Origin of the sequence: Streptomyces sp. CA-251247 (genome assembly GCF_050952975.1) — a bacterium.
In the GTDB taxonomy this organism is placed as follows: Bacteria; Actinomycetota; Actinomycetes; order Streptomycetales; family Streptomycetaceae; genus Streptomyces; species Streptomyces achmelvichensis.
The window spans coordinates 6876151-6889879 of sequence record NZ_CP191861.1 but is presented as its reverse complement, the minus strand read 5'-3'; the positions used below and the strand labels follow the sequence as shown (position 1 = coordinate 6889879).

12 protein-coding genes are annotated in these 13729 nt (G+C 69.3%); 6 read left to right on the top strand and 6 right to left on the bottom strand.

Translation table 11 applies throughout. The annotated features are described in order from the left end of the window. The first annotated feature begins 21 nt into the window (after window positions 1–21). Window positions 22–705 carry a hypothetical protein gene (locus ACQPWZ_RS30660; protein ID WP_433572963.1) on the top strand — a complete coding sequence of 228 codons (684 nt, stop codon included), beginning with the start codon at window positions 22–24 and terminating at the stop codon, window positions 703–705. Next, window positions 702–1307 carry a hypothetical protein gene (locus tag ACQPWZ_RS30655; RefSeq protein WP_433572962.1) on the top strand — a complete coding sequence of 202 codons (606 nt, stop codon included), beginning with the start codon at window positions 702–704 and terminating at the stop codon, window positions 1305–1307. Before ACQPWZ_RS30660 ends, ACQPWZ_RS30655 begins: the two co-directional genes overlap by 4 nt. 7 nt (window positions 1308–1314) lie before the next feature. Here ACQPWZ_RS30655 and ACQPWZ_RS30650 read toward each other — a convergent pair whose 3' ends face one another. Further along, complete coding sequence (locus ACQPWZ_RS30650) at window positions 1315–1560, bottom strand: WhiB family transcriptional regulator (protein WP_313942970.1); 246 nt, start codon at window positions 1558–1560, stop codon at window positions 1315–1317. A 111-nt stretch (window positions 1561–1671) separates the two neighbouring features. Next, window positions 1672–2463 (bottom strand): VOC family protein, encoded by a 792-nt coding sequence (locus tag ACQPWZ_RS30645; RefSeq protein ID WP_433572961.1) that lies wholly within the window; start codon window positions 2461–2463, stop codon window positions 1672–1674. Window positions 2464–2707: 244 nt separating this feature from the next. On the opposite strand from ACQPWZ_RS30645, the gene ACQPWZ_RS30640 reads away from it, so the two are divergent. After that, a complete protein-coding gene (locus tag ACQPWZ_RS30640; protein ID WP_433572960.1) occupies window positions 2708–3589 on the top strand; it encodes a hypothetical protein in 882 nt (293 codons plus the stop codon). A 102-nt stretch (window positions 3590–3691) separates the two neighbouring features. Here ACQPWZ_RS30640 and ACQPWZ_RS30635 read toward each other — a convergent pair whose 3' ends face one another. After that, window positions 3692–4717, bottom strand: a complete 1026-nt coding sequence (locus ACQPWZ_RS30635; RefSeq protein WP_433572959.1) for a multicopper oxidase domain-containing protein — start codon at window positions 4715–4717, stop codon at window positions 3692–3694. Between the two features lie 198 nt (window positions 4718–4915). Here ACQPWZ_RS30635 and ACQPWZ_RS30630 point away from each other — a divergent pair, with 198 nt between their 5' ends. Continuing rightward, window positions 4916–7396, top strand: a complete 2481-nt coding sequence (locus tag ACQPWZ_RS30630; RefSeq protein ID WP_433572958.1) for a ThuA domain-containing protein — start codon at window positions 4916–4918, stop codon at window positions 7394–7396. 56 nt (window positions 7397–7452) lie between these two features. Then, a complete protein-coding gene (locus ACQPWZ_RS30625; RefSeq protein WP_433573891.1) occupies window positions 7453–9606 on the top strand; it encodes an OmpL47-type beta-barrel domain-containing protein in 2154 nt (717 codons plus the stop codon). A gap of 92 nt (window positions 9607–9698) precedes the next feature. Here the strand turns inward: ACQPWZ_RS30625 and ligD are convergent, their stop codons facing one another. After that, on the bottom strand, window positions 9699–10709 hold the full coding sequence (ligD, locus tag ACQPWZ_RS30620) for a non-homologous end-joining DNA ligase (RefSeq protein WP_433572957.1): 1011 nt from the start codon (window positions 10707–10709) through the stop codon (window positions 9699–9701). 52 nt (window positions 10710–10761) lie between these two features. Here ligD and ACQPWZ_RS30615 point away from each other — a divergent pair, with 52 nt between their 5' ends. After that, a complete protein-coding gene (locus ACQPWZ_RS30615) occupies window positions 10762–11832 on the top strand; it encodes an ATP-dependent DNA ligase (protein ID WP_433572956.1) in 1071 nt (356 codons plus the stop codon). Here ACQPWZ_RS30615 and ACQPWZ_RS30610 read toward each other — a convergent pair. Further along, window positions 11815–13014, bottom strand: a complete 1200-nt coding sequence (locus ACQPWZ_RS30610; RefSeq protein ID WP_433572955.1) for a lytic transglycosylase domain-containing protein — start codon at window positions 13012–13014, stop codon at window positions 11815–11817. The two genes, ACQPWZ_RS30615 and ACQPWZ_RS30610, sit on opposite strands and share 18 nt — an antisense overlap. Continuing rightward, window positions 13011–13727 carry a hypothetical protein gene (locus ACQPWZ_RS30605; RefSeq protein WP_433572954.1) on the bottom strand — a complete coding sequence of 239 codons (717 nt, stop codon included), beginning with the start codon at window positions 13725–13727 and terminating at the stop codon, window positions 13011–13013. Before ACQPWZ_RS30605 ends, ACQPWZ_RS30610 begins: the two co-directional genes overlap by 4 nt. Window positions 13728–13729 lie beyond the last annotated feature (2 nt).

The window sequence follows — 13729 nt, the reverse complement described above, 5'->3', positions numbered from 1 at the left end:
AATAGCAAGGCACTCCACTTGATGTCGAACAATCGCTCACCCAATCCACCGCCCATGTGGTTCCGGCTGCCACCCGGCTATCACTCGCTGGACGATGTCACGCTGGACGAACTGGAACACGCAACGACGGCTGTTCTGGCCCCGATCCTTGACGGGACAGATGTCGTCGAAAGGGCCCTCGTCGACGCCCAGGTACTGGTCGAACTGCTCGCCACCGTACGTGAAGGCCGCAGCATGCTGGCGTCGATCGGCGTACATCCCGACGGAAGTGACGGCACCAGTCTTTCCATCTTCACGCTGGCCATGATCACCAACTCTGCGCCGACGCGAATTCTGGCTGTCGCCGAGAGCGCTCTGTCCATCGTGGAGTCTCCCCTGTGGAGAGCTCACACACGCAAACTCTTGGAATTGTCCGTCGGCCCGGCAGCGCTGGTGGCGGGGACACTGGCCGCACCTCCGCCCGCAACGCTGAGGCAGATGGGCATCACGGTCGAACCGATTGACGTCTTCCAGGCGCGCCTCACATTCTCGTGCCCGGGCAGCCAGCACGTTGCCGTGGCCGATCTGACGAGCGCAGCGACCCGTCATGCGGATTCCTACACGGACATCCTTGAGGCAATCGGTCACACGATGACGTTCACACCGCCCCATCCCGTGGAGGCACCCGCACCCCGCGCCTCTCGCATTCTGGAGCTCTTCTCATGACCGCACAGCCGCCCTCTCTGCCCGCGTGCCAATCAGCCCTGGATCATCAGCCCACCGTGGTGGGCCACCGCAACCTCGTCGCCAAGCGCTGGGCGTGGCTGACCCTCGTTATCTGCCTGATGGCCTTTTCCGTGTATGCGGGCGTCGGCCAATCGCTGCGCAAACTTGTCGGACTGGCGCTGGTCAGCCTATGCCTCTACCCCTTGCTGGTGTGGGTGACCGCTTTGGCGCTGCATCGGACCAGACGCGTGGCTACCATCCTCGAGACGTATCCATGGCGCGCCTACCCCTGCGAATATCCCCGTCGCACGGGCGAGAGCCCCAAGGTGATCATGATCAGGTTCAGCGATGACCACGCACCGGTACTGCGCTTCACCCCGTTTTCCGTGAACCTCGCACAGAAGCAGAACCCCCAGCCCGACACCATCTGGTTCGCCGGCGACCCCCGCTTCGGCGGCGTCGTCTCGCCCGTCGGCGGGCACTTCCCCGTCCGCGTCGTGCCCGAGGCCCCCGCCGGCCACATCCCCGACGGCAGTCCTGAGGACGACGCCCTCGCCGAGCGGGCCGGGCTCATCACGGGCGGCAAAGTTCACACCACGTGAGGCCCCATCAGCCCCGGCTCCGCTTCAACCGGTACCGCTCCTTCTCCGACAGCCCACCCCACACCCCGAACTTCTCGTCGTGCGCCAGCGCGTACTCCAGGCACGCCACCCGCCCCTCGCACGCCCTGCACAGCTGTTTCGCCTCTCGCGTCGACGAGCCCGGGGCCGGGAAGAAGAAGTCCGGGCCCGTCTGCGCGCAGAGTGCTGTCTCCTGCCAGGAGAGTTCGTCATCGGTGATGGTGTTGATCGGCATGCGGACACGCTCTCCTGTGCCGATAAACACCGGATCAACGACGCATCAACAGGCCCCGGAGGCAACCGCGAGCCCAACCCCGAGCCCTCCCGCGACCACCCCCCGCCACGGCTACTCCTGCGCCGCCGGCTGCATCACCGCGAACCTCGCGCCCGCCGGGTCCGCCAGGCTCGCGAAGCGGCCCACTCCCTCCGCCTCGACCACCGGCATGGTGACCCGGCCGCCCAGTTGTTCCGCCTTCGCCACCGCCGCGTCGCAGTCCTCGACCTCGAAGTACGGGAGCCAGTACGGGCCCTCCGTCTCCGGGGCGTCCGCCGGGACCGGGACCAGGCCGCCGAACATCGCTTCCGCGCCCTCGCCCGCCGGGTTGATCATGGTGTACATGCCGCTGCCGTCGGGGAACGGCATGGACGTGGTCTCCCAGCCGAAGACCTTGTCGTAGAAGGCGAGGGCCGCGTCCGGGGCGGTGGTGTTGAGTTCGAGCCAGCACAGGGAGCCGGTGTCGTTCACCACGTCCAGGCCCTTGTTCCGGCCGGGCTGCCAGGCCGCGAACCCGACGCCCGACGGGTCGGTGAAGACCACCATGCGGCCCAGGTCGAAGACGTCCATCGGCTCGAACATCACCGAGCCGCCGTTCTGCTGCACCGCCTGCGCGGTGGCGTCCGCGTCGGGCGTCTGGAAATAGACCGTCCAGCCGGGCGGGCTCTGCTCCAGGGGGACCTGCATGCCGCCGGCCGCGGTCTTGCCGTCCAGCTGGAACATTCCGTAACCGCCGGCCTCGGGACCCGCCGACTGGAAGGTCCATCCGAACAGGCCGCCGTAGAAGGCGGTCGCCGCCTCGATGTCCGGTGTGCCGAGGTCGAGCCAGTTCGGAGAGCCTGTGACGAAACGGGTGCTGAGCATGGTGCGCTCCTTCGTGGGGTCCCGTGGTGCTCTCGCCCGAGTCTGCTACCGATCCCGGGCCTGCGCACCCGAAGCGCAGGTGAACTCCCTTGTGCCGAGGTCACGGCCTCATGCAGGATTCCGGCCATGACGAGCAGAAAGGCCCGTGCCCGGTAGACGCCCCGCGCTGCCGCCCTCGGCCCGTGCGCCGCCGGACCTCCCCGAGACCCGCGGACCGTCCGTTCAGCCCTTGCCGAGGAGCACCGTGACAGCCACTTCTCTCACCCCTTACGCCCGTCTCCCGCGTGCCCACGCCCGGCTGCACGTGCTGCACAGCACGGTCGACGCCGCCGGGCGGGCGCACTGGCTGCTCGCCGGGCCTCCCGAGGTACCGGACGACGTCTCCGAGAACCCTCCGGACGGCGCCTCGGACGGCATTTCGGGCCGCATTTCGGACGGTATTTCGGACCGCGTTCCGTACGACGCGCTCGTCGTCACCGTGGACGGCGGCAGCGCCCACGCCACCGAGCTGAGCGCCGTGACCGCCCGGAACCCCCGGCTGGACGCACTGCCGGACGGCGGGTTCGTCGTCGCCGACACCGCCCGGATCCAGATCTTCGACGCGCAGGGCAGGGCGTCCTGGACCCTCGATGCCGGTGGCGATGTCGACCATGTGCTGACCGATGCGTCGGGCGCGCTGTGGATCGCGCAGGGGCCCGCCGTGCGGCGACTGTCGCTCACGGGAGGAGTGCTCGGCGAGTTCGTGGCACTGCCCGGGCCGGCGGGTACGGCCGACTGCCTCAGCCTGAACGTGGGAGCCCACGCGGCCTGGGCCGGCACCCGTACCGGTCTGCTGGAGATCCGGGACGGGCAGCCGGTCACCGTACGCACAGGTCCGGTGAAGGGCACGCACGGTCTCGCCGTCCACGGTGACCGTCTCGCCCTGCTCGGCGGCCACGGGTACGACCATTCCCGCCTGGTGATGTGCCTGCTCACCGAGACCGCCGCCGAGCCGGTGGCGTACGGAACGCTCGTCCTGCCCGACGGCGGCGAGCTCGGCCGGCGGCGGCTCGTGAACCGGGGTCCGCGGTTGTACGTGCAGTCGGAGCCGTACAGCGAGTGGTGCGTGCTGGACCTCGGCCACTGAGAGCCGGCCTGATCCGAACGGAAGGCCCCTAGGTCGTGTCCGCAAAGTCTCGTCTGGTTCGCGACGCCCTTCGGGCGGACGACGATACTTTGCGGACACTCCCTAGTGGCTGTGGCCACCCGCCTCCGCCGCGCCCTTCTTCGCCGCACCCTTCGCGCCTGTCGGGTGGTGCGGCTCGTACCCCGGGATCGTGCCGTCCGCCTTCGCCACCAGGAACAGCCCGGCCATGCCCATGTCCGAGTGGCTCTGTACATGGCAGTGGTACATCCAGGCGCCGGGGCCGACGTTCTCGCCCGCGATGATCTGGAAGCCGAAGGAGTCCGCCGGTCCGGTGATCTTGTTGTCGATCACCCGGCTGACGTCCGCCGGACCCTCCAGCAGACCCGTCCTGTTGTCCGCCCAGCGATGACCGTGCATATGGAACGTGTGGTAGAACTCGCCGTGCGTGATCATGATGATCTCGACCCGGTCGCCCACGGTGGCCTGGAAGTTGGGGCTCGCGTTGGCCGGCTTGTTGTTGATCAGCATGTCGTTGAAGACGATCGTGAACTGCTTGTCCGGGAGGATGTCGCCCTTCCGGCGCACGACCACCGGGCCGTAGAGCCCCTTGCGGATGCCTCCCGTGCCGTGGTCGGTGCCCACCACATGGTCGTGGTAGTGCCAGTAACCGGCGCTGCCGGGACGCCAGGTGCCGTCCGCCCGCTTGCCCGGGAGGTGCGTGCGCCAGGTGTAGGTCCGTGTGGCGCCCGGTTCGACATGGCTCTTGCTGAGCTTGGTGCCGTCGTTGGCGATGTCGTAGTCGACCCCGTGGGCGTGCAGGCTGACCGGTACGTCCATGGTGTTCTCGAACTCGATGTGCAGCGTGTCGCCCTCGTTGAGTTCGATCAGCGGGCCGGGAATGGACGCCTTGCCCTTCTCCAGCCCGTAGCCCATCTGACCGTCCGGCAACTTCTCGGCGTACAGCTCCATATGGCGCACCACGCCGCCGGCGGGTGCGGTCCTCGCCGCGCCCGCGGCCGTCGGCGCGCTGGTGGCGGTCGGTGCGGAGGCGAGAGACAACGATGTCGCCCCGGTCGCCGCGACGGCGCCTCCCGCCAGGAGCCGCCTGTTGAAGCTCCGTCTGTCCATGCCGAACTCCCCATGTCTGTCGCGGAGGTTGACGGGGCGTGTGTGACCCCGGGGACGGCCACACGGTAGCCGGGTGATCTTCGTTTATCCACACTCAGGACAAAGTTCGTGCCACTCCGGTCGTATCTATTGGCGAACCACGAAAAGAGGTCTAGTTTCCGAGGCTGTTGTTGTGACCAAAGAGGGGTGGGTGACCACATGCAGCGCACACCACACAGGTCGAGGTCCCGAAGAAGCGCTCTGGCCGCGGTACTTGGGGCCGGCGCACTGACCGTGTCGCTACTGGGCGGAGGGAATGTCGCGGCGGCCAAACCGTACCCGGAACCGCCGTCGACAACGTTGTCCCTGCCGTCGCCTCCCGGCGGCCAGAATGTGCGGGTCCTGGTCTTCCACGGCTCGGCGACCGAGGAGTCGCCGGTCGTCAACGCCGGTATCGCGGCCATCGAGAACATCGGCCTCACCGGTCCCGCGGCCGGCCGGTTCAAGACCGAGGCCACGGACGATGCTTCCGTGTTCACCAATGCCACCAAGCTCGGACGGTTCAACGCCGTCGTCTTCCTGACCGGAGGCGGCGATGTGCTCGATCCGGAGCAGGAGGCAGGGCTCGAGTCCTATCTGGAGGCGGGCGGTGGCTTTCTCGGTATCCATGACGCGGCACGGACCGAGCCGTACTCCGACTGGTTCACCGGGCTGATCGGTGCCCGTCCCGCGGGTGCGGCGAGCTCGGTCCAGCGGGCCGTCGTCGAGGTCGGCGACCGCCGGCATCCGGCCACCACGTCGCTGCCGTTGCAGTGGAAGCGGCCGGACAAGTGGTTCAACTGGTCGGCGAATCCCTCCGGCAGTGTTCACACCGTGGCGCGCCTCAAGGAGAGTTCGTTCACTCCGGCGGCCGGCGCCAACGGCTGGGACCACCCCATTTCGTGGTGCCGGGACTACGACGGCGGGCGTTCCTTCTACACCGGCATGGGCGGTACGGCCGAGAGCTTCGCCGAGGTCGACTTCCGCGACCATCTGCGCGGCGCCCTCGCCTGGACGAGCCGCATCTCGCGTGCCGACTGCAAGGCGACGATCACCTCCAACTACACGGCGCAGCGCGTCACCCAGCCCAACCAGCCCGGGCAGAACGACCAGATCGGTGAGCCGCACGGACTGGTGACGGCTCCTGACGGGCGCGTGTTCTACATCGGGCGCGGCGGCGCGGACTCCAGCAAGCCCGTCATCACCGACTGGAACAACCCGGACATGGGCAAGGGCCAGGGCGAGATCCACGTCTACGACCCCACGACCAAGAAGGTCACCCTGGCAGGCTCACTCACCGTCTTCGGCAACAAGGGCGGCGGCGACGAGCTGATCAAGGTCGAGGAGGGGCTGCTCGGCATCGAGCTCGACCCCGATTTCCGGACCAACGGCTGGGTCTATCTGCACTACACCCCGCACTCGCAGATCAACCGCGAGACGCACATGGCCGAGCGCCGGGTCTCTCGCTTCACCCTGGACCCCGCGACCAACAAGCTGGACATGGCCAGCGAGAAGGTCCTGCTCAAGTGGCCGGTGCAGATCCACAGTTGCTGCCACGCGGGCGGCGGGCTGGCCTGGGACTCGAAGCAGAACCTCTACATCGCGACGGGTGACAACAACTCGTCCGGCTTCAGCGGCGGTTACTCGGGCAACAACCCGCAGCCCAACTTCAAGGGTGTCTCGTTCGCCGACGCGCGCCGCACGGCGGGCAACACGAACAACCTCAACGGGAAGATCCTGCGGATCCACCCGGAGGACGACGGCACCTACACGCTCCCCGCGGGCAACCTCTTCACCGGCCAGGAGCCGGACGAGGGCGGCGGCAAGACCCGCGGCGAGATCTATGTGATGGGCGTCCGCAACCCGGCGCGCATCTTCGTCGACAAGACGACCGACACGCTGTACGCGGGCTGGGTCGGCCCGGACGCCGGCGCGCCGTCGACGACCTGGGGCCCCGCCAAGTACGACACCTTCTCCGCCATCACCAAGGCGGGCAACCACGGGTGGCCGTACTGCATGGGCAACAAGCAGCCCTACCGCGACCGCAATCTGCCCGACCCGAACCAGCCGCTCGGCTGGTACAACTGCGACGCGCCGAAGAACGAGTCGCCGAACAACGACGGCCTGGTGAATCTGCCGCCCGTCGCCTCCAACACCATCTGGTACTCGCCGCAGGGCGGTGGCGTGGACTACCCGCGCGACGCCAACGGCATCCCGAGCTACAAGACGGAGGAGCAGAAGCTGCTCATGCCGTGGCTCAAGGGCGGCGGTCAGGCGACCATGAACGGCCCGGTCTACCGCTATGACGCGGCGAGCACCGGTACCGAGAAGTGGCCGGCCTACTGGGACGGCAAGTGGTTCGTCGGTGACTTCTACGACGGCGACCAGCCGCGGCACGCGGTCCTCACCGACCCGAAGACGGTCGGCAAGGGCGGCATCCCGGTCCACGCCGAATCCCTGAAGAAGATCATCCCGGTCGGCAACGGCGGCATCCGCAACCTCATGGACTGGAAGTTCGCCCCCGACGGTTCGCTCTACGTCCTCGACTACGGACGCGGGTTCTTCACCTCGGACGCCCAGTCGGCGTTGTGGCGCGTGACGTACAAGGGCGGCGAGGCGACGCCGTCCGCCGACAAGCTGGCACGGAAGGCGGCACAGTGAGATTCGTCAGACACCGGACAGCGAGCCTGTGGACGGCCCTGCTGGCGTCCGTGGCCATGGTCGTCGGACTGATGTCCGCGGCCGCCTACGGGCAGACCGACGACCGGGAAGCGGCCCAGGTGCTCACCTGGACCGCAGGTGACCCGATCGACCGCTATCTCTCCTTCCCCACCACGGCGGTGGCGGGTGCGACCACGATCGTGTTCGAGAACAGCAAGGCCACCGGGAACACCACCGGGATGCCGCACACGCTGACCTTCGACGTCTCGGACCCCGAGTACAACAACGACGTACCGCTGAACATCCTGGCCAACCCCAATGACGACCAGGGCGGCAAGCACACCGCCGAGGTCACCCTGACCCCCGGCCGGTATCTCTTCCACTGCACCATTCCGGGCCACGGCTCGATGCAGGGGATCCTGACCGTCACCGAGGGCACCGGCGAGGACACCACGGCGCCCGACACGACCGTGAAGGTCGACGGCGACAAGAACGCCGCGGGCGCCTACATCGGTCAGGCCACCGTGACGGTGGCGGCGACCGACGCGGGCTCCGGGGTGGACAAGATCGAGTACGCGGTCGGGGCCGACGGTCCCTGGCAGGCGTACACCAATCCGGTCGTCGTCAACGAGGTCGGTACGCACAAGATCCGGTACCGGGCCACGGACAAGGCCGGCAATGTCGCCGCGGAGAAGGCGGCCGACTTCTCGGTCGTCGCCCCGCCGACGGACGACAAGACCCCGCCGGAGACCTCGGCGACGGTGACCGGTGAGAAGAACGAACAGGGCCAGTACCTCGACATGGCCACGGTCACCGTCACCGCGTCCGACACCGGCTCGGGCGTCAACACCATCGAGTACGCCATCGGCGCCTCCGGCGCCTGGCAGCCCTACACGGCACCGGTGATGGTGCACGCCGTCGGCACCCACACGGTCCGCTTCAAGGCGACCGACAAGGCAGGCAACGCGGCCGCGGAGAAGTCCGTGCAGTTCACGGTGGTCGCGCCGCCCGTCGTGGACAAGACCCCGCCGCAGACCTCGGCCGGGGTGACGGGTGAGAAGAACTCCGACGGCGCGTATGTCACCAGCGCCAAGGTGACCGTCACCGCCACGGACTCCGGTGAGGGCGCCTCGGGTGTCGACAAGGTCGAGTACTCCCTCGACGGAGGCCCGTACCTCGCCTACACCGCTCCGGTGCTCGTCGACCGGGTGGGCTTCCACACCCTTCTGCACCGGGCGACCGACAAGGCAGGCAATACCTCGGCCGCGCAGAAGGTGTCGTTCACGGTCGCGGAGGGCGGCGGCGTCCCGGCGCCCAACTGCCCCGAGTGGGACGAGCGGTTGACCGTGATCGTCGGCACGGTCGACACGGGCATCCCCAACCGTATGACCCGCAGCCGCTGCACGATCAACGAACTGATCGAGGACGAGAAGGACTGGTCCTCGCACGCGCTGTTCCTCAAGCACGTGGACCAGGTCGTCGACAAGCTGCTCGCCGACAATGTGATCGACCAGCGCGAGCACAAGAAGATCTACAAGGCGGCCAAGCAGTCCGGCATCGGCAAGCCGGGCCAGAACACCGGCTACAAGGATCTGTTCGACGGCACCCAGAGCACGTTCGGCAAGTGGCAGCACGTGGGCGGCGGTTCGTTCTCGCTCAGCGGTGACGGCGCCATGACCAGCAGCACCACCGTGCCGGGCATGGGCATGCTGTGGTTCCCGCAGAGGCAGTACGGCGACTTCTCGCTCAAGCTCCAGTGGCGGGACGACGCACCGGGCACCGGCAACGCCAACGGCGGTGTCTTCGTCCGCTTCCCGAACGTCCACGACAACCCGGAGGAGTCGCGTCCGGAGTGGGTCGCGATCAAGTACGGACATGAGATCCAGGTCCTGGACCGGCCCGACGGCGACATGTACAAGTCGGGTTCGATCTACGGCTTCGACCGTGTCGGCCTGGCCGGTGCGGGTGTGACGCCGAAGGGCACCTGGAACGACTACGAGATCCGCGTGGTCGGCCAGCACTACTCGGTCTTCCGCAACGGTGTCCTCATCAACGAGTTCGAGAACACCGGCGGCCAGGACTTCGTCCCGCCGCGCGGCGACGACCCCGGCACGGACGGCCGCCGGTACGCGTCGGGCTACATCGGACTCCAGGTCCACGGCACGACGGATGTCATCTCCTACCGCAACATCCGGATCCAGGAGCTCTAGGCCGAGTCCTGGCCACGACGCTCCTCCGGACGGCAACGGCCCCCTCCCGCACACCGGGAGGGGGCCCTCGTCATTCCGTCGTCATTCCGTCGTCAGTCCGGCTTCTTCGCCCTGCTGGGCTGCACCCGCTTCGGCTCACCCGGCATCTTCGGGTACTCCGGCGGATACGGCAGATCGCCGAGGCCGTGCTCGGCCTCGTCCCTGTTCGCTGCCTCCAGCAGGGTCTCCAGGCTGAACCGGTGGTCGTCCATGTCGGCGTGGACGTCGCCGACCTCGGCGTACCGGCCGGGCATCGTCATGATGTCGAAGTCCTCGGGCCTGGCGTCGTCGACCTCCTCCCAGCGCAGCGGGGCGGAGACGGGTGCGTGCGGCCGGGGCCGTACGGAGTAGGCGGAGGCGATCGTGCGGTCCCGCGCCGTCTGGTTGTAGTCGACGAAGATGCGCGCGCCGCGCTCCTCCTTCCACCACTTGATCGTCACCCGGTCCGGCATACGGCGCTCCAGCAGCCGGCCGGCCGCGATGGCGGACCGGCGGACCTGGGTGAAGGTCCAGCGCGGTTCGATCGGCACGAAGACATGGATGCCGCGGCCACCGGACGTCTTGGGCCAGCCGCGCAGTCCCGCCTCGTCGAGCACGGCCCGCAGCTCGTGAGCGGCCCGGACGGCGTCCGCGTAGTCGGTGCCGGGCTGCGGGTCGAGGTCGATGCGCAGCTCGTCGGGGTGGTCGGTGTCGTCACGGCGCACCGGCCAGGGGTGGAAGGTGACGGCGCCGAGGTTGGCGGCCCAGATGACGGCCGCGGGTTCCGTCGGGCACATCTCGTCGGCCGACCGGCCGCTGGGGAAGGTGATGTGGGCCGTCGGGATCCAGTCGGGAAGGTATTTGGGCGCGCGCTTTTGGAAGAACGATTCGCCGGTCACCCCGTCGGGGTAGCGCTCGAGGGTAGTGGGACGGTTCCGCAGGGCCCGGGTGATGCCGTCGCCGACGGCCAGGTAGTAGCGGACCATGTCCAGCTTCGTGTAACCGTGCTCAGGGAAGTAGACCTTGTCGGGATTGGACACGCGTACGGTCCGTTCTCCCACTTCCAGTTCCACCGCTCCGGCCATGCCCGTCAGCGTAGGCCGTGCCGAGTTCCCCCGCATACTGGACAATCGCGATATGGATCTGCCGGTCATGCCTCCCGTGAAGCCGATGCTCGCCAAGTCCGTGAAGAAGATCCCGCCCGGCATGCAGTACGAGGCCAAGTGGGACGGCTTCCGCGCGATCGTCCACCGGGACGGCGACGAGCTGGTGATCGGCTCCCGTACGGGCAAGCCGCTCACCCGCTACTTCCCGGAGCTCGCCGCCGATCTGGCGGCCCAGCTCCCCGACCGCTGTGTGGTGGACGGCGAGATCGTCATCGCCCACGAGGGCCGGCTGGACTTCGACAAGCTCACCGAGCGCATTCACCCGGCCGACTCCCGGGTGCGAATGCTCGCCGAGCAGACGCCCGCGAGCTTCGTCGCCTTCGATCTGCTCGCTCTGGGTGACGAGGCCCTGCTGGACGCCCCGCTGTCGCTGCGGCGGACGACGCTGGCCCACGCTCTGGCGGACGCCGCGCCACCCATTCATCTCGCGCCCGCGACCACCGATGTGGAGCTGGCCCAGCAGTGGTTCGAACAGTACGAGGGCGCCGGGCTCGACGGGGTGGTGGCCAAGCCGCTGGATGTGCCGTACCGCCCCGACGCCCGGCTGATGTTCAAGATCAAGCACGAGCGCACGGCCGATGCCGTGGTCGCGGGCTACCGGCTCCACAAGAGCGGGCCGGTCGTGGGATCGCTGCTGCTCGGTCTGTACGACGACTCGGGCGCGCTCCAGCACGTCGGCGTCTGCGCCGCCTTCTCCATGCAACGGCGCGCGGAGCTGATCGAGGAGCTGGCGCCGCTGCTCATGGACTCCCCCGAGGGGCATCCGTGGGCGGCCTGGGCCGAGGAGGCCGCCCACGAGGGGGCCAGGCTGCCCGGCGCCCAGAGCCGCTGGACGGGCAAGAAGGACCTGTCGTGGGTGGCGGTGCGGCCCGAGCGGGTGGTCGAGGTCGGCTACGACCACATGGAGGGTGACCGTTTCCGGCACACGGCGCAGTTCCGCCGCTGGCGTCCGGATCGCGAACCGGCCACCTGCACGTACACCCAGTTGGAGGAGCCGGTGTCGTACGACCTCGCCGAGGTGCTGTCACCCCGGGAGGGGTGAGCAGGGATCGTCGCCGGGGCTGCTGCTCGGCGACGGTTCCGGGGACGACGGCTGGGGCGAGGGTGTCGGATCGGGTGAGGGGCAGGGCGACGGGTCGGGGGGTGTCGGGCTGGGTGTCGGGCTCGGATCCGGCGGATCCGGTGAGGGGGTCGGATCCGGCGAGGGGCTCGGATCCGGCGAGCCGGTCGGCGGCGGCGAGGTGGGACCGCCGGGCGGCCACGGCCCCGGAGGCCGGCCGGGTGTCGGGCGGGGCCGGACGGTCGGCGCCGGCGTCGGCGTGGGACCGACGACGATGCCTCCACTGCTCCCGTTCCCCTTCCCGACAGGACGCACGGCAGGAGTCCTGCCGCCCGCACCGGGGCTCCCGGGCAGGACGCCCGTGCCGTCCGGTACGGGGTGGGCGCCGGACTTGTAGAAGTCCAGCCAGGCCAGGACCGTGCGCAGATACGCCCGTGAGTGGTTGTAGCTGAGGATCGACCGGTCCAGATCCGCGGGCACCGTCAGATCGCGGTCGCCGGCGCACAGATAGCGTCCGGCGGCGAGGGCCGCGTCGTGGATGTTGCCCGGATCCCTGCGTCCGTCGCCGTTGGCGTCCTGGCCCCAGCGCGCCCAGGTGGATGGGATGAACTGCATCGGCCCCACCGCACGGTCGTAGCGCGGGTCGCCGTCGTACGCGCCCCCGTCGGTGTCCCTGATGGTGGCGAAGGCGTTGCCGTCGAGGACCGGGCCGAGGATCGGCGAGAGCGTGGTGCCCGAGGCGTCCACGCGCCCGCCGCGCGCCTGGCCGGACTCGACCTTGCCGATCGCCGCGAGCAGTTGCCACGGCAGGCGGCAGCCCGGATCGGTGCGGGCGATCACTGTCTGCGCGTGACGGTAGGCGGCGAGAACTGTCGCGGGGATGCCCGACTCGGTCCGCACGACGCCGGTCCGGACGCCTCCGGACGGCCCGCCCGGCCGGATGGGCCCGGGCGGCGGGCGCAGAGGCGGCAGTTCGGTGTGGTACGAGTCGTCGTTCGGCGGCTCGGCCCATGTCCCGTACTCGGACTCGGAGTTGGTCTCGACGGCCGGCTGTTCGCGGACGGATCCCGGTGCCTGGGAGGCGGTCAGCGCCGCCATCGCCGCCACCGCGGCCACGCTTCCGGCGAGTCGCTTGCGGGCGCGTGCACCGCGCGGGCGCCTCATGCCCCCTCCCCGAACGTGTCGAGTGCGGCGAGGCGCCACGTGCCGTCGGAGCGGACGGCGTCGACGGCGAGCATGGCGGCGGCGTAGGTCGTCTCACCCTTCGTCGCGGTGCGGGTGTTGCTCTGGTCGGCGAAGACCAGCACCCGGGCCCGGTCGCCGTCGATCAGTTCCACGCCGCTCTCGGTGACGGTGGTGGTGAGGACGAGCTTCTGACGGGGCCCTTCCTTGCGTACGGCAGCGAGCATGGCGGCGTGCTGCGCGACCGCTTTGCCGGTCAGATGCTCCTTCACGGCCCGGTCCAGGCCGCCGGGATCCGCGAAGTTGTAGGAGAACAGCGCCTCGACCGCCGTCGTCACGCGGCCTTTCAGCTCGCTGGTGCGCGCGGTGTCGGCCAAGGCGGCGTTGCGTACGGCCGGCTCGTCGCGCAGGTCGGACGCCTGAGCACCGGCGAAGGCGGCGAAGCCTCCCGACAGGACGACGAGGGCGCACAGCACGGCGAGCAGCCGACTGCCGCGGGCCGCCGCCGGCTTCACGTCGGCGAGCTCCTCCGGTGCACCGGGGCCGCGTTCGCGTACGGCCGGCCGTCGCGCCGGGCCTCCGGCCGTCGCGGTCGCGGGACGGTCGGAGGTCAGTGTGTCGCCGGGCGCGGTACCGGGGCGGCCCGTGGTCGCCAGTCGCCTCCGGCGGTTGATGAGATGGCGGGTTGTCGACATGT

What these genes read in the sequence shown, in the direction of transcription:
- ACQPWZ_RS30630 (WP_433572958.1), top strand. Translation starts at nt 4,916, where the DNA reads ATGCAGCGCACACCACACAGGTCGAGGTCCCGAAGAAGCGCTCTGGCC.
- ligD (WP_433572957.1), bottom strand. Translation starts at nt 10,709, where the DNA reads ATGGCCGGAGCGGTGGAACTGGAAGTGGGAGAACGGACCGTACGCGTG.
- ACQPWZ_RS30660 (WP_433572963.1), top strand. Translation starts at nt 22, where the DNA reads ATGTCGAACAATCGCTCACCCAATCCACCGCCCATGTGGTTCCGGCTG.
- ACQPWZ_RS30645 (WP_433572961.1), bottom strand. Translation starts at nt 2,463, where the DNA reads ATGCTCAGCACCCGTTTCGTCACAGGCTCTCCGAACTGGCTCGACCTC.
- ACQPWZ_RS30650 (WP_313942970.1), bottom strand. Translation starts at nt 1,560, where the DNA reads ATGCCGATCAACACCATCACCGATGACGAACTCTCCTGGCAGGAGACA.
- ACQPWZ_RS30615 (WP_433572956.1), top strand. Translation starts at nt 10,762, where the DNA reads ATGGATCTGCCGGTCATGCCTCCCGTGAAGCCGATGCTCGCCAAGTCC.
- ACQPWZ_RS30605 (WP_433572954.1), bottom strand. Translation starts at nt 13,727, where the DNA reads ATGTCGACAACCCGCCATCTCATCAACCGCCGGAGGCGACTGGCGACC.
- ACQPWZ_RS30635 (WP_433572959.1), bottom strand. Translation starts at nt 4,717, where the DNA reads ATGGACAGACGGAGCTTCAACAGGCGGCTCCTGGCGGGAGGCGCCGTC.
- ACQPWZ_RS30655 (WP_433572962.1), top strand. Translation starts at nt 702, where the DNA reads ATGACCGCACAGCCGCCCTCTCTGCCCGCGTGCCAATCAGCCCTGGAT.
- ACQPWZ_RS30610 (WP_433572955.1), bottom strand. Translation starts at nt 13,014, where the DNA reads ATGAGGCGCCCGCGCGGTGCACGCGCCCGCAAGCGACTCGCCGGAAGC.
- ACQPWZ_RS30625 (WP_433573891.1), top strand. Translation starts at nt 7,453, where the DNA reads ATGGTCGTCGGACTGATGTCCGCGGCCGCCTACGGGCAGACCGACGAC.